General features: G+C 66.5%; 18 protein-coding genes. 13 read left to right on the forward strand and 5 right to left on the reverse strand.

What is annotated here, in order from left to right; genetic code table 11:
• Both recQ and RXV90_RS03570 read right to left on the reverse strand, forming a co-directional pair.
• Entirely contained in the window at positions 1–2,037 is a 2,037-nt protein-coding gene (recQ, locus tag RXV90_RS03565; protein ID WP_316646922.1) for a DNA helicase RecQ, read from the reverse strand.
• Positions 2,038–2,114: 77 nt separating this feature from the next.
• Entirely contained in the window at positions 2,115–2,405 is a 291-nt protein-coding gene (locus RXV90_RS03570) for a YggT family protein (protein ID WP_316646923.1), read from the reverse strand.
• A 136-nt stretch (positions 2,406–2,541) separates the two neighbouring features.
• Between RXV90_RS03570 and RXV90_RS03575 the strand changes: the two genes are divergently transcribed.
• The 9 genes from RXV90_RS03575 to RXV90_RS03615 all read left to right on the forward strand — a co-directional run bounded on the left by RXV90_RS03575 (position 2,542) and on the right by RXV90_RS03615 (position 10,595).
• Entirely contained in the window at positions 2,542–3,870 is a 1,329-nt protein-coding gene (locus tag RXV90_RS03575) for an MFS transporter (RefSeq protein WP_316646924.1), read from the forward strand.
• Positions 3,867–4,724 carry a penicillin-insensitive murein endopeptidase gene (gene mepA / locus RXV90_RS03580; protein WP_316646925.1) on the forward strand — a complete coding sequence of 286 codons (858 nt, stop codon included), beginning with the start codon at positions 3,867–3,869 and terminating at the stop codon, positions 4,722–4,724. Before RXV90_RS03575 ends, mepA begins: the two co-directional genes overlap by 4 nt.
• Complete coding sequence (locus RXV90_RS03585) at positions 4,697–5,578, forward strand: esterase-like activity of phytase family protein (RefSeq protein ID WP_316646926.1); 882 nt, start codon at positions 4,697–4,699, stop codon at positions 5,576–5,578. Before mepA ends, RXV90_RS03585 begins: the two co-directional genes overlap by 28 nt.
• A gap of 92 nt (positions 5,579–5,670) precedes the next feature.
• On the forward strand, positions 5,671–6,291 hold the full coding sequence (locus RXV90_RS03590) for a queuosine precursor transporter (RefSeq protein ID WP_316646927.1): 621 nt from the start codon (positions 5,671–5,673) through the stop codon (positions 6,289–6,291).
• A 348-nt stretch (positions 6,292–6,639) separates the two neighbouring features.
• Positions 6,640–7,056, forward strand: a complete 417-nt coding sequence (gene arfB / locus RXV90_RS03595) for an alternative ribosome rescue aminoacyl-tRNA hydrolase ArfB (protein WP_316647165.1) — start codon at positions 6,640–6,642, stop codon at positions 7,054–7,056.
• 717 nt (positions 7,057–7,773) lie between these two features.
• Complete coding sequence (locus tag RXV90_RS03600; protein ID WP_316646928.1) at positions 7,774–8,955, forward strand: ammonium transporter; 1,182 nt, start codon at positions 7,774–7,776, stop codon at positions 8,953–8,955.
• Between the two features lie 291 nt (positions 8,956–9,246).
• Positions 9,247–9,423, forward strand: coding sequence for a hypothetical protein (locus RXV90_RS03605; protein ID WP_316646929.1), 177 nt, complete (start codon positions 9,247–9,249; stop codon positions 9,421–9,423).
• A 73-nt stretch (positions 9,424–9,496) separates the two neighbouring features.
• Entirely contained in the window at positions 9,497–10,084 is a 588-nt protein-coding gene (locus tag RXV90_RS03610) for a rhodanese-like domain-containing protein (RefSeq protein ID WP_316646930.1), read from the forward strand.
• A 55-nt stretch (positions 10,085–10,139) separates the two neighbouring features.
• A complete protein-coding gene (locus RXV90_RS03615; RefSeq protein ID WP_316646931.1) occupies positions 10,140–10,595 on the forward strand; it encodes a cupin domain-containing protein in 456 nt (151 codons plus the stop codon).
• 599 nt (positions 10,596–11,194) lie between these two features.
• On the opposite strand, the gene pncB is transcribed toward RXV90_RS03615, so the two are convergent.
• Entirely contained in the window at positions 11,195–12,487 is a 1,293-nt protein-coding gene (pncB, locus tag RXV90_RS03620) for a nicotinate phosphoribosyltransferase (RefSeq protein ID WP_316646933.1), read from the reverse strand.
• A 187-nt stretch (positions 12,488–12,674) separates the two neighbouring features.
• On the opposite strand from pncB, the gene RXV90_RS03625 reads away from it, so the two are divergent.
• On the forward strand, positions 12,675–13,463 hold the full coding sequence (locus RXV90_RS03625) for a hypothetical protein (RefSeq protein WP_316646934.1): 789 nt from the start codon (positions 12,675–12,677) through the stop codon (positions 13,461–13,463).
• Positions 13,464–13,848: 385 nt separating this feature from the next.
• The gene (locus RXV90_RS03630; RefSeq protein ID WP_316646935.1) at positions 13,849–14,328 is read left to right on the forward strand and encodes a HEPN domain-containing protein; all 480 of its coding nucleotides are present in this window, start codon (positions 13,849–13,851) and stop codon (positions 14,326–14,328) included.
• A gap of 32 nt (positions 14,329–14,360) precedes the next feature.
• Here the strand turns inward: RXV90_RS03630 and pncA are convergent, their stop codons facing one another.
• Both pncA and RXV90_RS03640 read right to left on the reverse strand, forming a co-directional pair.
• The gene (gene pncA, locus RXV90_RS03635; RefSeq protein WP_316646937.1) at positions 14,361–14,966 is read right to left on the reverse strand and encodes a bifunctional nicotinamidase/pyrazinamidase; all 606 of its coding nucleotides are present in this window, start codon (positions 14,964–14,966) and stop codon (positions 14,361–14,363) included.
• Between the two features lie 69 nt (positions 14,967–15,035).
• Positions 15,036–16,208 carry an AI-2E family transporter gene (locus RXV90_RS03640; RefSeq protein ID WP_316646939.1) on the reverse strand — a complete coding sequence of 391 codons (1,173 nt, stop codon included), beginning with the start codon at positions 16,206–16,208 and terminating at the stop codon, positions 15,036–15,038.
• 244 nt (positions 16,209–16,452) lie between these two features.
• Between RXV90_RS03640 and RXV90_RS03645 the strand changes: the two genes are divergently transcribed.
• Both RXV90_RS03645 and RXV90_RS03650 read left to right on the forward strand, forming a co-directional pair.
• Positions 16,453–17,337 carry a hypothetical protein gene (locus RXV90_RS03645; protein ID WP_316646940.1) on the forward strand — a complete coding sequence of 295 codons (885 nt, stop codon included), beginning with the start codon at positions 16,453–16,455 and terminating at the stop codon, positions 17,335–17,337.
• The gene (locus RXV90_RS03650) at positions 17,328–17,501 is read left to right on the forward strand and encodes a hypothetical protein (RefSeq protein WP_316646941.1); all 174 of its coding nucleotides are present in this window, start codon (positions 17,328–17,330) and stop codon (positions 17,499–17,501) included. Before RXV90_RS03645 ends, RXV90_RS03650 begins: the two co-directional genes overlap by 10 nt.
• Positions 17,502–17,527: the final 26 nt, after the last annotated feature.

The raw sequence follows: 17,527 nt of genomic DNA on the forward strand, positions 1-17,527 counted from the left end.
TCAAGAGGCCGCAAGCACATCAAGGAAGGCGGGCCCGAACCGTTCTGCCCGCCGCTCGCCCAGGATCCGTTCAAGCGCCGTCTCGTCGGGCTGGCCCAGCGCCGCGACCCGCGCGATCAGCGCCGCCGAACAGCTCATCGGCTTTTCCGTCCCCGTCTCGCCCCGCAGAAGCGAGGCCTGCGCCTCGAGCAGCCGGTCATACACCGCGCCCTCCGCCCGACCCGACAGCTTCTGGCGTGCGGGATGCACGGGCTCCGGCGCGTGGCCCGTGATCACCTCCAGAAACGTCGCGCCGTAACGGTCAAGCTTCTTCGCCCCCACCCCGCTCACCTGCGCCATCTCGTCAAGCGTCGCGGGCCGCCGTTCGGCCATCTCGATCAGCGTCCGGTCGGGGAAGACGACATAGGCCGGCACGCGCGCGGCCTCCGCCAGCGCCCGCCGCTTTGCCTTAAGCGCGGCCAGAAGCGGCGCGTCCTCTTCGGCCACAAGCGCCTTCGCCGCCGGGCGCGACGCGGCCTTGAGCGTATCCTTCCGAAGCGTGATATCGGCCTCGCCCCGCAAAATCGGGCGCGCGCGCCCGGTCATCCGAAGCGCCCCGTGGCGTTCGGGATCGGGGCGCACCAGGTCGTGCCCCATCATCTGCCGGAAGATCGCCGTCCAGGTCTTGCGGTCGACATCCCGGCCTACCCCGAAGGTCGGCAGCGCGTCATGCCCCCGGTTGCGCACCTTGTCGGTCAGCGTGCCGGTCAGGATGTCGATCAGGTGGCCCGCGCCAAAGCTTTCGCCGGTTCTGAGGATCGCCGACAGCGCCTTCTGCACCTCGACGGATCCGTCCCACGTCTCGGGCGGGCTGTCGCACAGATCGCAGTGGCCGCAAGGGCCCGCCGCCTCGCCGAAATAGCCCAGAAGCGTCTGGCGCCGGCAACTCAGCGCCTCCGCCAGACCCAGAAGCGCATTCAGCCGCCCGTGATCCACCGCCTTCCGTTCGTGCGGGGCCAGGCCCTCGTCGATCTGCGCGCGCCTCAGGCGAATGTCGTCCGCGCCAAACAGCGTCAGCGTCTCGGCCCGGGTGCCGTCACGGCCCGCGCGCCCGATTTCCTGGTAATAGGCCTCGATCGATTTCGGCAGGTCGGCATGGGCGACCCATCGGATATCGGGCTTGTCGACACCCATGCCGAAGGCGATCGTCGCGGTGACGATCAGCCCGTCCTCGGTCTGAAACCGGGCCTCGACGGCACGCCGGCTCTCGGGATCCATCCCGCCGTGATAGGCGCAGGCGCTGTGGCCTTCCCTGGCCAGCGCGGCGGCCAGGGTCTCCGTCTTCGCGCGGGTCGCGCAATAGACGATCCCCGATTGCCCCTTCCGCGCCGCCGCGAAATTCAGGATCTGCTGGCGCGGCCCGTTCTTCGTGGCGAAGGCAAGGTGGATGTTGGGCCGGTCGAAGCCCCGAAGAAACGTCTCGGGCGCGCGCCCCGCGAACAGCCGGGTCACGATTTCGGCCCGGGTTTCGGCGTCCGCCGTGGCGGTGAAGGCCGCGACGGGCACGCCCAGCGCCGCCCTCAGATCCCCGATCCGAAGGTAATCGGGCCGGAAATCATGGCCCCACTGGCTGACGCAATGGGCCTCGTCCACCGCAATCAGGTTCGTCCCGATCCGCTTCAGAAAGGCCGCCGTCCCGCCCGAGGCCAGGCGTTCCGGCGCCATGTAAAGGATCTTGAGCCGCCCGTCGCGCAGGGCCGCATGCACCGCCTCGGTCTCGGCCTCCGTATTGCCCGAGGTCAGGGCGCCCGCGGCGACACCCGCCGCCTGCAACCCCCGCACCTGATCCCGCATCAGCGCGATCAGGGGAGAGATCACCACCGTCACCCCGTCCCGCATCAGCGCGGGCAACTGGAAGCACAGCGATTTCCCGCCGCCTGTCGGCATGATCGCCAGCGTGTCGCGGCCTTCGGCCACCGCACGCACGATCTCCTCCTGCCCCGGGCGAAACTCTGAAAATCCGAATACGGTTGAAAGAAGCTCAGACGGCTCCGGCATGATCCCTGCGATTTTTAGTCAAACTGCTCGTTTCCTTGACCATCGCAGATGAAGATTCGCTGAACAAGCGCAGAAGATCAGATCATCGCCTGTGCAAGCCACGGCAGCAGGATGTCGCGCGCGATGATGATCCCGAGGAACGCCACGAGCGGCGCGAAATCCAGGCCCCCGGTCTGCGGCAGGCGCTGCCGGATCGGGCGATAAACGGGTTCGAGAAGCGCGTTCAGCCCGCTCCAGATCTGGGCCACGATCGGCTGGCGCAGGTTCAGCACCTGAAAGCTGATCAGCCAGCTGAAGATGATGTGCACGATCATGATTAAGAAGGCGACGTCCAGAAGCAGGCGCAGGATTTCGATGATCGGGTTCATGGGCTTTCTTCCGTTCGTCGTGTTCGCTGGCGGATAGGTAAGCGCGCCCGGCCCTCAGGGCAACCCGCGCGATATGGGGCATTGAAGGCGGTGCCCGCGGCTGTCAGGGTTCGCCGGGAACGGCGCGGGCAGGCATATGGACAGAAAACGCATCTGGGGCTGGTATTTCTTCGACTGGTCCAGTCAGCCCTTCGCGACGCTGATCCTCACCTTCATCTTCGCGCCCTACGTGGCGGAGGTTCTGGGCGATGGCAGCCGGGCGCAGGCCGCCTGGGGCTTCGGCGTCGCGGCGGCGGGAATCCTGATCGCGGTGCTCGCGCCGATCCTCGGCGCGCTGGCCGATACCGGGGGCAACCGGGTGCGCTGGGTCGCGGGGTTCTCGGTGCTTTACGTGATCGGAAGCGCAGGGCTCTGGTTCGCGGAACCGGGGGATTTCGATCTCTTCCGCACGATCCTCCTGTTCGGCGTGGGCCTCGTCGCGATGGAATTCGCCACGATCTTCACCAACGCGATGCTGCCCGATCTGGGGCCCCGGGAGGAGATCGGGCGGATCTCGGGCAACGGCTGGGCCTTCGGCTACCTGGGCGGGCTTCTGAGCCTCGTGATCATGCTTCTCTTCTTCGCCGAAAACGCGGCGACGGGGAAAACCCTCATCGGGCTCGATCCGCTTCTCGGCCTCGACGCGGCGGCGCGCGAGGGCACCCGCGCCGTCGGACCGCTGACGGCGATCTGGTTCGCGGTCTTCATGGTGCCGTTCTTCGTCTGGGTGCGCGATCCGCGCCGCAACCCGGTGCCGCCCGGGGCGGTGGGCCGCGCGATGCGCGATCTTCTGGCGACGCTGCGCTCGCTTCCCGGCCGCACCAGCCTGACGGCCTACCTCGCCTCGTCGATGTTCTACCGCGATGCGCTCAACGGCATGTACACCTTCGGCGGCATCTATGCCGCGGGGGTTCTGGGGTGGAGCGTCGTGGATACCGGGATCTTCGGCATCCTCGCGATCATCACCGGCGCCCTTTTCGCCTGGCTCGGGGGCCGCGCCGACAGTGCGCTGGGGCCGAAGCCCGTGATCCGCGTCTGCATCCTCATTCTCACGGCCGTGGCGGTTCTCGTCGTCTTCATCTCGCGCGACAACCTGTTCGGCATCAGGGTGGCGGAGGCGTCGCGCGCCCCCGATATCGCCTTCTACATCCTCGGCGCGCTGATCGGCGCGGCGGGCGGCTCGCTTCAGGCGGCCAGCCGGTCGATGATGGTGCGCCAGGCCGATCCCGATCGGATGACCGAGGCATTCGGGCTTTACGCCCTGGCGGGCAAGGCGACATCGTTCATCGCGCCGCTGTCGATCGGCATCGTCACCTCGGCGACCGGAAGCCAGCAGGCCGGGATCGTGCCTTTGATCGTACTCTTCCTGATCGGGCTTTTCCTGTTATGGTGGGTCAAACCAGACGGAGATCGAGCAGTCCCATGATCATCCGCACGCTTGCGATATGCCTTGCCCTTCTTGCTGCACCGGCGGGGGCCGACCCCCTGGCGAAAGAGCTTTTCGGCGCGAAACGCGCCGCAAGCCCGCACAAGCCCGCGCCCCACGGCAGCTATGCCAAGGGATGCGTCGCCGGCGCTGTGCAACTGCCCGAAACCGGGCCAACGTGGCAGGCGATGCGCCTGTCGCGGAACCGGAACTGGGGGCACCCCGACGCGATTGAATTCATTGAACGCCTGTCGCGGAAAGCCGCGCGGCAGCCGGGCTGGAACGGGCTTTACATCGGCGATATCTCCCAGCCGCGAGGCGGCCCGATGCTGACCGGCCACCGGTCGCACCAGATCGGGCTCGATATCGATATCTGGATGCGGCCGGCGGACAATCTCCAGCTGAGCGCGAAGACGCGGGAAGAAATCTCGTCGATCTCGATGCGCCGGGCCGAGGGCGCCTATGTGAACGGCAACTGGACGCGGGCACATCACGAGATTCTGAAGGCCGCGGCGAAAGACCCGGCGGTGGCGCGGATCTTCGTCTTCCCGGGCGCCAAGGTGCAGATGTGCAAGGACGAAAAGGGCGACCGCGCCTGGCTTCGCAAGATCCGGCCGTGGTGGGGGCACCACTATCACTTCCACGTGCGCCTGAATTGCCCGAGTGGCGGGCGCGGGTGCCAGGAGCAGGTGCCGCCGCCGGCGGGCGACGGGTGCAGGGATGCCGAGGACTGGGTGCGCAACATCCTGAACCCGCCGCCGCCCGACCCGAATGCGCCGCCGCCGAAACCCCGGCGCGAATACGTGATGGCGGATCTGCCCCAGGCATGCGCTCAAGTTCTTACCGCGCGCTGATCGCGGCGATATTTCTTCTCTTCTTTCATGGCGTTGGCCTGGCCCAGGCGGAGTTTCTGGGGGCCTTCACCTGGGAGCGGGAGGAAGAGTACTTCGGCGGAGTGTCGGGCTTCGATTTCTTCGACGACGGCAGCCATTTCGCCGCCGTGGGGGACAACGCCATCACGTTGATCGGAACGTTCGAGCGAACGGATGGCAGGATAACCGCAGTGACCTCTCCCTGGATCGGCGGGCTTCGGGACGTGATGGGAAACAGGGTGCAGGGCAACATGACCGATGCCGAGGGCCTGGCCCTGACACCTGACGGGCACTGGCTGGTCTCGTTCGAAGACGCGCACCGCGTGGTGGAATACGCGGATCGCGAAGCGCGCGGCCGGCCTTATCCGGTGTTCCGGATGATGCGCGATCTGGCGGAAAACCGGTCGCTCGAGGGTATCGCGGTCGATCGGGACGGGGCCATCTTTGTCCTGTCCGAAGGCCGGCTTCCGCGGACACCGGGGTTCCCTGTTTTCAGGTTCGCGGACGGGGTATGGGCCCTGTTCGCCACGCTGCCCGAAGACGGCGCCTATCGCCCAGTTGGTGCGGATTTCGGCCCGGATGGCAGGCTTTACGTGTTGTGGCGGCGGCTTGCCCTGCCCTTTCGTTTTGCCAGCCGGGTGACGCGCCATGAAGTGGGGGAGGATGGGCTGACGGGGGGCGAGCGGGTGCTGCAGACGGAGCTTGGGGCGCATGACAATCTTGAAGGGCTGGCGGTGTGGGCGGATGAAACCGGCCTGCGGCTGACGATGGTGTCGGACGATAATTACAGAGGCTTTCAACGCACCGAATTCGTGGAATACCGGCTGAGCGAATAGCTTGATCGCGCCGGGCTGCTCGGGTAGAGAGCGCCGTCCCGCCCATGCGGGGCCAAGTCTCCGAACACCTTGGAAAAACGGAACACACTGATATGACACGGCTTTTGCCCGGCATCGCCGCCATGGCGGCGGTGGTGGTGACCTCGAACATCCTCGTCCAGTTCCTCTTCGGCCAGTGGCTGACCTGGGGGGCGTTTACCTATCCGATCGCGTTTCTCGTCACCGATGTGATGAACCGCGTCTATGGCCCGGCGCTGGCGCGGAAGGTCGTTTTTGCCGGATTCCTGACCGGCGTGATCTGTTCGCTGATCGGCACGCAGATCCACGGCGAGTTCGGCCCGCTCGTCACACTGCGGATCGCGCTGGGATCCGGCATCGCGTTTCTGGTCGCGCAACTCCTTGATATATCTGTCTTTAATTCGCTGCGGGACGGGTCCTGGTGGCGGGCGCCTCTGGTGTCTTCGCTGGTGGGATCCTCCGTCGATACGGCGCTGTTCTTCACGATCGCCTTTTCCGCCGGGCTGAGCGGGCTGGAGCCGGGGAACGATGTGTCCTGGGCCAACGAGGCGCTGCCGATGCTGGGCATCGGCCCGGTTGCGCCGCTCTGGATGTCGCTGGCGGTGGCGGATTGGGGCGTGAAACTGGCGCTTGCGATGATCGCATTGGTGCCGTTTCGCATGATTGTGAGGCGGCTTACGCCACAGGTAGCGTGATTTTATTTGACAGACGCTAGATCTGTGCCAACCTTCCCGTATCGGTCAATCAGAGAAAGGAGGTGGTCCAGTGTCGAGAGTGATATTGGAGAGAGGTGTCGGAACAGTCGGAGGGACCGTCTGACGCGGGCAACCCCGCGTGGGAGAACGCTTTCGATTGGGCCGTCGGCCTAGCGCCGATCCCTAACTGGCCCATCTCTGAGATACTCGGAGGGCGACCGGAAACCCGGTCGCCCTTTCTGCATCGTACGGCCGGTTAACCGGCCGCGGCGCTTGGATTTCGGCGTACACCCGGCGTACACAGCGCGTACACACCCCGTACACATCCGGAACACTCCCATGTCGGGTATGAAAATTAACGATTCCATCGAAATCGCCGACTGGGAGGTGACGGAACAGTTCGTTCGCGCCTCGGGCCCCGGCGGCCAGAACGTGAACAAGGTGGCCTCGGCGGTGGAACTGAGGTTCGAGGCGGAGCGTTCGCCGAACCTGCCCGATCCGGTGAAACGGCGGCTGAAACGGCTGGCCGGGCGGCGCTGGACGAAGGACGGCGCGGTGGTGTTGCAGGTGTCGGAGGAGCGGAGCCAGGCGCGCAACCGCGAGATCGCGCGCGAGCGCCTTCGCGCCCTGATCGCGGCGGCGGCGGAGAAACCGAAACGGCGGGTGAAGACCCGGGTGCCGCTGGGCCAGAAGCGCAAGCGGCTGGAGGAAAAGCGGCGGCGCGGCGAGGTGAAGGCGCTGCGGGGAGAGCCGCGCGGGGAGTAGAGTTGCAAGGGGTTCGGCGCGGTTCTGGCTGTCCGTCGCGGGCCGGCCCCGCCCTTTTGGCGGCGGACCGGCGGGCAGGCCGTTCGGTTTCCGCCTCGAAGCCTCTCTGCCGGTGGCGTCCCGGTGCCGCGCGACGCCATCGCCGGACCGTGGGAGGGCGCGCCAAGGGGTGCGCGGCCTTGATTACGCCGTGCGTCCCGCAAGCCGATGACGCGGCGCGCCCGGCGGTGAGATTTCGTCTGACCGCCTGGACGCCCCGGCGGTTGGCGTGGCGGCTTTGCCGCCGGTCATGCCTTGGGTGTTCGTGGGCACGGGGCCTTCGGAGGGGCGGAGCCGCGCGGGCAGGCGAAGAAATTTCCGGGACGAGAGCGCATCGCGCCGGACTGGCGGTTTCTGGATAGTAGCGAGTCGACACCATCCGGCCGGGGGCCGGAAAAAGTAGTAGCGACTCGACACTAAGTTCGGGCCTTGGGCCGAGATAGTGTCGAGTCGACACTATCCCGTTGGCCCCTGTTCGGGGCGCCGGACCGGGGGGAGTGGCGGCCTGCGGAGCGCTTCAGAAAGCGATTAGAAATTCAGCGCGGATGCGATAATTGTGCCTTATTTTTCATCATTACCCGTTTGCACAAGTTTAAGGCGGAGCGCACGAGATTTCGTCGTTTTCCTCGCGCGCCGTTTGCGCTCCAACCCCCCGCAAACGGGAAGAGGGGAAATCCAATGAACGGAGCGGATACCGCCTGGATCATCGTGGCGACGGCGCTGGTGCTGTTCATGACGCTGCCGGGGCTGGCGCTGTTTTACGGCGGGCTCGTCAGGGCGCGGAACGTGCTGAGCGTCTTCATGCACTGCTATGCGATCGCCTGCCTGATGAGCATCCTGTGGCTTATCCTCGGCTATTCCATCGCCTTCGGATCGGGCGGGTCGGGGATCTGGGGCGGGCTAGACAAGATGTTCCTGTCGGGTGTCGATACCGAAAGCCTGTCGGGCACCCTGCCCGAGATCCTGTTCTTCGCGTTCCAGATGACATTCGCGATCATCACGCCCGCGCTGATCGTGGGCGCCTATGTGGAACGGGTGGGCTTCGGCTTCGTGCTGACCTTTTCGGCGCTCTGGATGCTTCTTGTCTATGCGCCGGTGGTGCACTGGGTCTGGGGCGGCGGGATGCTGGCCGATGGCGGGATCTTCGGGGAGACCGGCGTGCGCGATTTCGCGGGCGGGATCGTGGTGCACGAAACCGCCGGGATCGCGGCGCTGGTGATCGCGGTGTTCCTGGGCCCCCGGAAGAACCAGACGACGCCGCCGCATAACCCGGGCCTAGTGATGATCGGGGCCGCGATGCTGTGGGTCGGGTGGTTCGGGTTCAACGGCGGATCGCAGCTGGCCGCCGACGGTGGCGCGGCGATGGCGCTGACGGTGACGCATATTTCGGCCGCCGCGGCCTCGCTGACCTGGGCCCTGTGGGAGCGGATCAAGTTCGGCCGCGCCTCTCTCGTCGGCCTTGTCACGGGGACGATTGCCGGCCTCGCCTCGATCACGCCCGCAAGCGGCTTCGTCGGCCCCGTCGAGGCGCTGATCATCGGCGCGGTGGCGGGCATCCTGTGCCAGGAGGCCGTGAACCTGATCCGCAACGTCCTGAAGATCGACGACACGCTGGACGTGTTCGCGGTGCATGGCGTGGGCGGGATCTTCGGCACGACGATGATCGCCGTCTTCGGGCAGGGCACCTGGGCCGCGCAGCTTGGATCGCTTGCGATCGTGGGTGTGTTCACGGTGGTGGCGACGGCGGTGCTGGTTCTGGTGGTGCGGGCCGTTACGCCCCTTCGGGTGGACGCGGAAACCGAGACCAACGGGCTTGACCTCGAGGTGCATGGGGAGCGCGCCTACGACATCAGTTCCTGACCTCTTCGGGCGTCGGGGATACGGGCGGCCCGCCGGGTTCGGCGGGCCGTTTTTCGTTCCGGTCCCGCTCGCGGGCGCGTTACGGAAAATCACGGGGGTGTGCGGTTCGCTCGGGCACGCGGGGTTCGTGTGCGGATTCCGACGATATCTGTGCATTTCTGCACCTTTCTCGCGCTGGCCTCACAACGAAGTGCGTTGTAGTTACAGCCTTCACACCCCAGATTTCCCCTACGCCGTGCGGGCCACCGCACCACCCCCGCAACCCCTTGCCGCGACCGAGGAAGCCACGCCATGAAGATGCTGTCAGGAGCCGCGATTGCCGTCGTTCTTTGCGACCTGATGGTGCGCGCCGCCTCGCAGGGCCGCGGTATCGGATTTCTGGGCGCCGGGCGCCCGCGGGCGAAGGCCCGGTTCTCCGATAAGGGCGAGGGCGAGGACAAGCAGTACCGCGAGATCGATTTCGGCTGAGAGCCTACCGCTTGACGCGGACCCCCGCGCGCGATCTAGCCTTGGCCTGTACGATCACAGGGAGGGCGCGCCGATGCGGCTGATTCTCGGGTTTCTGGCGGCGCTGCTGGCGCTTCCGGCGGCTGCGGAGCCGGTAAACATCCGCCCCGGCATCGCAGAGGTCACGGTCGAGACGGAGGCCGGGCCGGTGGCGATCGCGCGCATCCAGGACAACGACCACGAGGTGAGCGGGGAATGGGCCCGCACGTCGCGCGCCTGCCCGCCCTTCTGCATCCAGCCGATGCGCCCGGCGGACGGGGTGACGACGATCGGCGAGCTTGAGCTTCTCGACATGCTGGCGGATCCGGAGATGACGGTGATCGACAGCCGGACCCGCGACTGGTTCGAGGGTGGCACGATCCCGGGGGCGGTGAACATTCCCTACACCGAGATTCTGGACCGGCTGGGCGACCTGGGCTGCGAGCCCGATTTCGAGGGCTGGGACTGCGCGGAGGCTGAGCCCGTGGCGCTGTTCTGCAACGGGCTCTGGTGCGGGCAATCGCCCACGGCGATCCGCAACATGATCGGCGCGGGTTACCCGCCGGAACGGATCTTCTATTACCGGGGCGGGATGCAATCCTGGCGGGTGCTGGGGCTGACGGTGACCGGCGAGAGCGGCTGACGCGCGGCGCCGGTGCCGCTAGGCTGGGGGCCGGGCGGAGAGAGCGGGGGTGCGGATGCCGAAGATTACCATTCAGGACTGGGCGGCGCATGCGGGCGGGGTGAACCCGCTTTTTGGCCGTGACGCGGGGCCCTATGCCGAGATCGTGCTGGGCGAGGCGGCGGGGCTGACGCAGTTCGGTGTGCGGCTTGAGCGGCTGCCGCCCGGGTCGCGGTCGTCAGAGCGGCACTGGCACGAGACGGAAGACGAGTTCGTCTACGTGCTGGAAGGCGAACTGGTGCTGGTGGAGGACGTTGAAACCGTGCTGCGCGCGGGCGAGGCGGCGGGGTGGCCGGCGGGGGTGGCCCTGGGGCACTGCCTGGAAAACCGGTCGGGCGCGGATGCGGTGATGCTGGTCGTCGGCACGCGGTCGGCCGCGGGGGTGGTGCATTATCCCGGCGACGACCTGGCGGTGCGGCACGGGCCGGAGGGGCGGCAGGTGGTGCGGGGGGATGGGGAGGAGGTGGGGTGAGCGCCAATGCTGCTTTTGCTGATGGCGCTTGATTTCAATCTGCGATCGCGGACTTCACCTTGGCCCGGAAAGGTTAGCACCCCAATGGATTTGATTGCAGGGTATGATGCGCCGCCAGATGCCTGGCCGTGCGTTGAAGATCCTCTTGCGCTTGCTCTCTTGATAACAAGACCTGATCGTCCAAGACAGCATTCGCCTGAAATACCAAATCGCACGTAATGTATCGTGGTCTGGAAACGAAGCGGCGCCGGTTAGCGGCAGAATGGAGCACGAGCACTTTTTGCCCGGGATCGAGGGGCTTTAGCCCCGCCGGGCAGGGCCCGACCGCCCCCCGGGCGGGCCCTTCTACAACGCCGCAATCCAGCGCGATGTCATTCGGGTTTGCGAGATAAAGCGCCCCGGCCCGGGCGTTGGCGCGCCCACCCGCGGTCGGGCCCCGCCCGGCTTTTCGCCTACCTTCAATTCCGAAACGAGCGATGCAGGAAGAGCGCAAGAGAGTGAAGTGCGATCGGACTGAACGATGGAGCAAGGATCGAGTGTTTGGACGCGGTCGAATTGCGAACCTGGCAGAATGGCACCTTCGTCCGCCCGGCGGGCCCCTAAACCACCACCTCCACCGCCTCCTGCGCGCCCACGTCGAACACCCGCTTGTAGCGGGCGATTTCATCTTTCGGGCCCATGGCCTTTCTCGGGTTGTCGGACAGTTTGACCGTGGGGCGGCCGTTGGCGGCCACCGCCTTGCAGACCAGTGAGAAGGGCGCCAGCGCGTCGTCGGGGGCGAGGCCGCGGAAATCGTTCGTCAGGAGCGTGCCCCAGCCGAAGGAGACGCGGGTGCGCCCCGAGAAGCGGGTGTGAAGATCGATGATCTTTTCGGCGTCGAGCCCGTCGGAGAAGATCACGAGTTTCTGGCGCGGATCCTCGCCGCGATCCTCCCACCAGCGGATGGCGGTTTCGGCGCCGTCGTAGGGATCGCCTGAATCGATGCGGATGCCCGTCCACCCCGCGAGCCAGTCGGGGGCGTTTTCGAGGAAGCCGTCGGTGCCGTAGGTGTCGGGCAGGATGATGCGCAGGTTGCCTTCGTGTTCCTCGTGCCAGTCGGCCAGCACATCATAGGGCGCGCGGGCCAGTGCCGCGTCGGTTTCGGCAAGGGCGGCGTAGACCATGGGAAGTTCGTGGGCGTTGGTGCCGATGGCTTCGAGATCGCGGTTCTTGGCGATCAGGCAGTTCGAGGTGCCGATGAAGGCCTCTCCCAGCCCTTCCGTCATCGCCTGCACCGCCCAGTCCTGCCAGAGGAAGGAATGGCGGCGGCGGGTGCCGAAATCGGCGATCCTGAGGCCTTCGAGCACGCGGAGGCGTTCGATCTTTTCCCAGAGCTTCGTCATGGCGCGGGCGTAGAGCACCTGAAGCTCGAACCGCCGCATCTCGCGCAACACCGCGCGGCCGCGCAGTTCCATCAGCACCGCGAGGGCGGGAATTTCCCAGAGCATGACCTCGGGCCAGGGGCCTTCGAAGGTGAGTTCGTACTGGTCGCCCCGGCGTTCAAGCTCGTAAGCCGGCAGGCGGAGGTTTTCGAACCAGTCCATGAATTCCGGCGTGAACATCTGGCGCTTGCCGTAGAAGGTGTTGCCGCGCATCCAGGTGCTTTCGCCCCGGCGCAGCGAAAGCGAACGGATGTGATCGAGCTGTTCGCGCAACTCGCCCTCGTCGATCAGCTTCGCGAGCGGCACGGATTTGGTGCGGTTGATGAGCGAGAAGGTGACGGTCGTCTCCGGGTGGTTGCGGAAGATCGACTGGCACATCAGGAGCTTGTAGAAATCGGTATCGATGAGCGAGCGGACGATCGGATCGATCTTCCACTTGTGGTTCCAGACGCGCGTGGCGATGTCGACCATGGGTTTCCTCCCCTCACCGGCCCCCTTTTACAACAGGTCGCGCGGCCCCTGTATAGCCCCCGCCCCTTGCCCCGAAAGCGCCACGATGGCGACATTTTGGCGTCGAGATTGTTTGCGATTGGGGAACAATGAGCGACGACGGGGGTGCCAGATGGCCCTGACTTACGATTTTGACATTCATTATATCATGCCGAAGGAGATCGCGGCGGACCCGCAGTTTGCGGGCCTCATGGCCGCTGCGGGGATCGATGCGAATGCGCGCGGGAACTACCGGGCGCTGTTTCGGGATATGGCGACGGTCGAGGCGCTGAGAGGCGCGGATGACGAGGTGCGGGCCTATTTCGAGGCCTCGGGCTTTGGCTTGAACGTCTATGACAGCGGCGCGGGGCCCGGGCGGTTCCCGGCCGAGGATGAGCCCGCGGTGAACGATGTGGCGTCGCGGCTGGCGGAGAACATCAAGAAATTCGACCTTAAGGGGAAGAATTTCAATGGCTTCGACATGGGGGCGTTTTGCGTTCACCTGGCGGAGATGAAGCCGTTGAAGGCGGCGGCCCCTGTGGCGGCGCCTCAGCCCGTTGCCGACAGCCCGAAGAGCAATGCCCAGGCGGGATCGCCGCTGGAGCGGATCCAGCAGAAACATGCCGCCGCAGCGGCGGATCGCGCGGCGATGGCCCCCGGGATGGCCCCCGACATGGCGATGCCCGGCATGGCCGCGCCCGGGGCGGAGACGCTTGACCCGAACGTGGGCCTTCCGACACCCGAGGCCGGTGCGGCCGGCGGCAAGGTGCGCGGCGCACCGCGCTCGGGCCTCGTGGGCGCGGCGCTTGTCTTCGGCCTTCTGGCCGTTGTGGGCATGGGCGTGGGCCTTGAGCTGATGAAGCCCGCCGAGACCGAGACGGCGATGCAGACCACCGAAGAAGGCGGGACGCTGGATCGGATCATGGGGCTGATCGAGGGGTTTACGGGGAAGGAATAGTCGTCTGCCTATAGATAGGTAGGTAAAGCCTTTTCCCGGATGGTAGCGGCCGTTCCGGATTTGGAATGGGCTGCTGGCGTCTGGTTTGAGCCGGTCTTGCCCGGAATCGAGGGCCGTCAGGCCCGCCGGGCAGGGGTTCCGAGGATCCCGCGAAAGGTCCGGTGGACCTTTCGCCCGAGGGACACCGCCCCCCCGGGCGGGCCCTGCCCGGCTTTTCGCATGTGTCAGCAAAGTCCGCATGGCAGACCCTGTGTGGCGCGCCGCCTCTGCGCCCCGCCGCGCTTGATGGCTGTCGCCACTTCCCCTGCCGGGGCCGACGCGGGGCCAAAGAATGGCCCGAATCTCCCGCGAAGCTCGGTATCGTTTTGGTTCGGGATCAATTTGGATGAAGGATATGACCTGCCCCTCGCCGGATTATTCCGGCAGCGGGGCCACGATTGACGACGTGGTGGGGTATGCGGAGGCCTATTACGAGGCGTCCAGGACATTGCGGTGCACCACGAAACGGGGCAAGGCACCCTCCTACGCGCCGTTCCGGCTGTGCGCGCTGCACGCGACGGAGTTGTACCTCAATGCGTTCCTGATGCACTGCGGAGACAGCGCAGACCGGGTTCGCGGCCGTCTTCACAGTCTTCCGGACGAACGGTTCGCCACGATATTACGGTTGACGAAGAGGACGTTGCAGAACCTCGAGGACATTACGCTTCGGCGGGAATACCTGATTTCGAGATACGGGCCCGAACAGGCCGCCAACCAATCCCCGATCAACCGGCTGGAGGCGACGCTGGGCGAGGTGCGGACAAAGGTCCGGAAGCATCTCGGCCGGGAGATCTGCACGCCAGATACCGGCGGCGCAGAGGGCTAGGGCGGATCGCCCGCCCTGCCGGGCGCGACGCGTCAGGCGATCTGCACCCCCGCCTCGGTCATCTGCGCGCGCGCCGCCGAGAGCGAGCCGTCGAGGTCGATGGCGCGGCAGAGGCTTTCGATCACGCGTGTCCTGAAGCCCAGTTTCGCCGCGTCGACGGCGGAGAAGTTCACGCAGAAATCGGTGGCGAGGCCGACGAGGGTGACGGTGTCGACGCCGCGGGTGCGGAGGTAGCCTTCGAGCCCCGTGGGCGTCGTGTGGTCGTTCTCGAAGAAGGCGGAATAGCTGTCGACCTCGGCCCGGAAGCCCTTGCGGATCACCAGATCGGCGCGGTCGGTGGCGAGGCCCGCGTGGAAGGCGGCGCCGTCGCTGCCCTGGATGCAGTGATCGGGCCAGAGCACCTGGGGGCCGTAGGGCATCTGGGTGACCGAGAAGGGTTCCGCCCCGTCATGGGACGAGGCGAAGGAGGAATGGCCCGCCGGGTGCCAATCCTGCGTCAGGACGCGGACGGGAAATTCCGGCAGAAGCGCGTTGATCGGGGCCACGATGTCATCCCCGCCCGCGACGGCAAGGGCGCCGCCCGGGCAGAAATCGTTTTGCACGTCGATGACGATGAGCGCTTCGTTGGCTGGGCGCATGGGGGCATCCTTCTGCGGTTTGCGGGGATTGGGGCGGTTCGGGGCGCGGGTGTCAACCGGGTTGGTTCGTCATCGAACCGATCGGTCGTCGCGGCCGGCGAGGAAATCGCCGAACGGCTGAAGCGCGGGGATGTGCCAGCAGAAAACCCTGACGCAGACGAGCAGCGGCACCGCCATGATCGTTCCCATGATCGACCAGAGCCAGGCCCAGAAGGCGACCGCGATCAGGATGACGACGGTGTTCAGCCGAAGCTGGCGCCCGACGAGCCAGGGCGTCACCAGTTGCCCCTCGATCGCCGTCAGGGAGAAGTAGACGGCGGCGACGATGAAGGCCTCGTACGCCGTGGGCAGCGCGACCAGCGCGACCGCGAAGGAGATCGCCACGCCCGCGATGGCCCCCAGGAAGGGAATGAAGTTGAGCGCGAAGGCCAGAAGCCCGAACGCCAGCGGGTTGGGCATGCCGACCACCGCCATCGCGATGCCGATGGCGAGGCCCAGGCCGGCGTTGATCGTCGTGACCGAAAGGAGATAGCGCGAGACCTCGCGTTCGATCTCGTAGGCTATCTGGATGGCCTTCTTCTTGTCGGCGAAGGTTGGCATGACGCCGACCAGCCGTTCGTAGAAGAGGCTGCCGGAGGCCAGGACGAAGAACATCAGGATCAGGACGAAGACCGTTTGCGCGACGATCAGGGGCGCACTCAAGGCGATGGTGGTCAGCGGGCCCTGTTCGGCAACCTCTACCTTGACCGGTTCGTCCGCGCCGGCCTCCGCCGCGCCCCCGGTGGCGCTTTCCGCCGCGTTTTCGATTTGTTTGCCGGCCTCGGTGAAGGCCTCTGCGTAGCCCGCGAGGACCCTCAGCTTGCGCTCCACCTCGCGGGTGATGGCCGGTGCGTCGTCGATCCAGCCCGAGGCGGGCACGGCGATCGAAACGGTCGTCGCGAAGATGCCCAGCAGGAGGAGGAGGACGATGCCGAGCGCGGTGACCGGTTCGGGGATGCCGCGGCGGCGGGCTGCCCTGCACACGGGGCTGAACACCAGCGCGAGAAGGAAGGCGAGGATCACCGGAACGAGAAAAACCCGCGCTATGGCGAGAGCGCCGACCAGGGCGAGCAGGCCCAGCCCGATCACCGCCCAGCCGACGGACACCGCGAAGGCATTGGACGGGAACGCCGGGCTGCCCGAGGGTTCCGGCGTTTCCCCGGCCGGTGGGCCCGAGGACGTTGGGCTTTGATCTGTGGACATTGACGGTGACCTCCGGGCCCGGATCCGCGCAGCGCACGGACCCTTGCCCCTTCATCTTTAGCGACGGCGGCTGGGGCCGGAAAGGCCGGAAGGCGCCGTGGCCCGGCGGGCACGCACCGGGCGGGCCGCGGATTATGTGGTTGCCGCACCCCGATAGGTTGTATGCTGCCGACAGGCGGGGAGACCCGATGGATCATGGCGTTTCGCCCGGCCAGGGCGGCAGGATGTTCCGAGGTGATGTAACGTGAGCCATTTGCTGCAGAATTTTCAGATCGTGCTTGTCTATGAGAACGCGCAGGTCTTCGACAGGCAGTTTGCCGATCTGTCGAAGATCGGCGGGCGGCTGAAGACGGCCCTGGCGGAGTTCGGGCCGTGGGAGACGCTGAACGGCTTCAACTCGACAAGCAGCCTCGGGATCGCCAGCGACAGCCGGAACATCACGCTGCAGCGCCATGACGTGAAGATGGCGCTGAACGGGTTTGCCGATGTTCTGGCGAATCCGCTGATCGTCAACGGGAAGCGCGCGCTTGCCAAGGCGATCGTTGAGCACCAGCGCGCGATCCTGATCGAGGTCGGCACCGGCAAGGTGCCCGGGTTCGCGCAGGCTTCGGCTGAGGCCGGGATCCTGGAGACGCTTGGCGACACGGGCAGCGCGGCCATTGGCCTGTCGGACACCCAGGCGGACCATGAAAACCGCCTTCTGTTGGCGCAGGCGGCTGCCGTCGCGATGATCCGCGAGCTTGCGCCCAGCGCCGTGCACTGGGTGCAATCCCAACAGGTGTTCGATGCCGCGGGGTTCGCGAATGTGGCCGGGGAGGGGTTTTCCCTTCCCCTGTATTGCGGGCCGTTCCTTTACGGGGGCGAGCAGTTGCCGGACGGATCGGTAAAGGCCGGGGTGCGCGCGCTGGGATCGCAGCACCTGATCGGAAAGATGGTGGTTTTCGCGCCGCATGTGCAGGCCTGGTCGCAAAGCTACATGCAGATCCTCGGCTTCGTTGCCTATTGCCGGAGCATCGGGCGGATCCTGGAGAACGGGGAAACCATGGCGCTGGAAGAGGCCGATGCGACCGTGGTGCGGGTAACCCACAAGAACGACGTGCCGCAATTGCCGACGGGTATGTGGAGCTGAGCGTCGACGGACGCCGGAATTCCGAGATCGCGCCGGATGTCGTGCAGCACGCCAACGAAGCGCATTTGCGGGACGCCATGCGCGGCGCGCGGAACGCGCTCGATCCGGCGAAGCCGTCGCGCGGCGGGTTGCTGGGGCGGCTGTTCGGATCGAAGGGGCGCTAGGGCACGGCCGGGGTTTTCATCTGCCG

The organism is Ovoidimarina sediminis (genome assembly GCF_032586175.1).
Lineage (GTDB): Bacteria > Pseudomonadota > Alphaproteobacteria > Rhodobacterales > Rhodobacteraceae > Ovoidimarina > Ovoidimarina sediminis.

Coding starts and splice junctions, on each gene's coding strand:
- recQ (WP_316646922.1), bottom strand. CDS start 2,037: ATGCCGGAGCCGTCTGAGCTTCTTTCAACCGTATTCGGATTTTCAGAG.
- RXV90_RS03570 (WP_316646923.1), bottom strand. CDS start 2,405: ATGAACCCGATCATCGAAATCCTGCGCCTGCTTCTGGACGTCGCCTTC.
- RXV90_RS03575 (WP_316646924.1), top strand. CDS start 2,542: ATGGACAGAAAACGCATCTGGGGCTGGTATTTCTTCGACTGGTCCAGT.
- mepA (WP_316646925.1), top strand. CDS start 3,867: ATGATCATCCGCACGCTTGCGATATGCCTTGCCCTTCTTGCTGCACCG.
- RXV90_RS03585 (WP_316646926.1), top strand. CDS start 4,697: ATGCGCTCAAGTTCTTACCGCGCGCTGATCGCGGCGATATTTCTTCTC.
- RXV90_RS03590 (WP_316646927.1), top strand. CDS start 5,671: ATGACACGGCTTTTGCCCGGCATCGCCGCCATGGCGGCGGTGGTGGTG.
- arfB (WP_316647165.1), top strand. CDS start 6,640: ATGAAAATTAACGATTCCATCGAAATCGCCGACTGGGAGGTGACGGAA.
- RXV90_RS03600 (WP_316646928.1), top strand. CDS start 7,774: ATGAACGGAGCGGATACCGCCTGGATCATCGTGGCGACGGCGCTGGTG.
- RXV90_RS03605 (WP_316646929.1), top strand. CDS start 9,247: ATGAAGATGCTGTCAGGAGCCGCGATTGCCGTCGTTCTTTGCGACCTG.
- RXV90_RS03610 (WP_316646930.1), top strand. CDS start 9,497: ATGCGGCTGATTCTCGGGTTTCTGGCGGCGCTGCTGGCGCTTCCGGCG.
- RXV90_RS03615 (WP_316646931.1), top strand. CDS start 10,140: ATGCCGAAGATTACCATTCAGGACTGGGCGGCGCATGCGGGCGGGGTG.
- pncB (WP_316646933.1), bottom strand. CDS start 12,487: ATGGTCGACATCGCCACGCGCGTCTGGAACCACAAGTGGAAGATCGAT.
- RXV90_RS03625 (WP_316646934.1), top strand. CDS start 12,675: ATGCCGAAGGAGATCGCGGCGGACCCGCAGTTTGCGGGCCTCATGGCC.
- RXV90_RS03630 (WP_316646935.1), top strand. CDS start 13,849: ATGAAGGATATGACCTGCCCCTCGCCGGATTATTCCGGCAGCGGGGCC.
- pncA (WP_316646937.1), bottom strand. CDS start 14,966: ATGCGCCCAGCCAACGAAGCGCTCATCGTCATCGACGTGCAAAACGAT.
- RXV90_RS03640 (WP_316646939.1), bottom strand. CDS start 16,208: ATGTCCACAGATCAAAGCCCAACGTCCTCGGGCCCACCGGCCGGGGAA.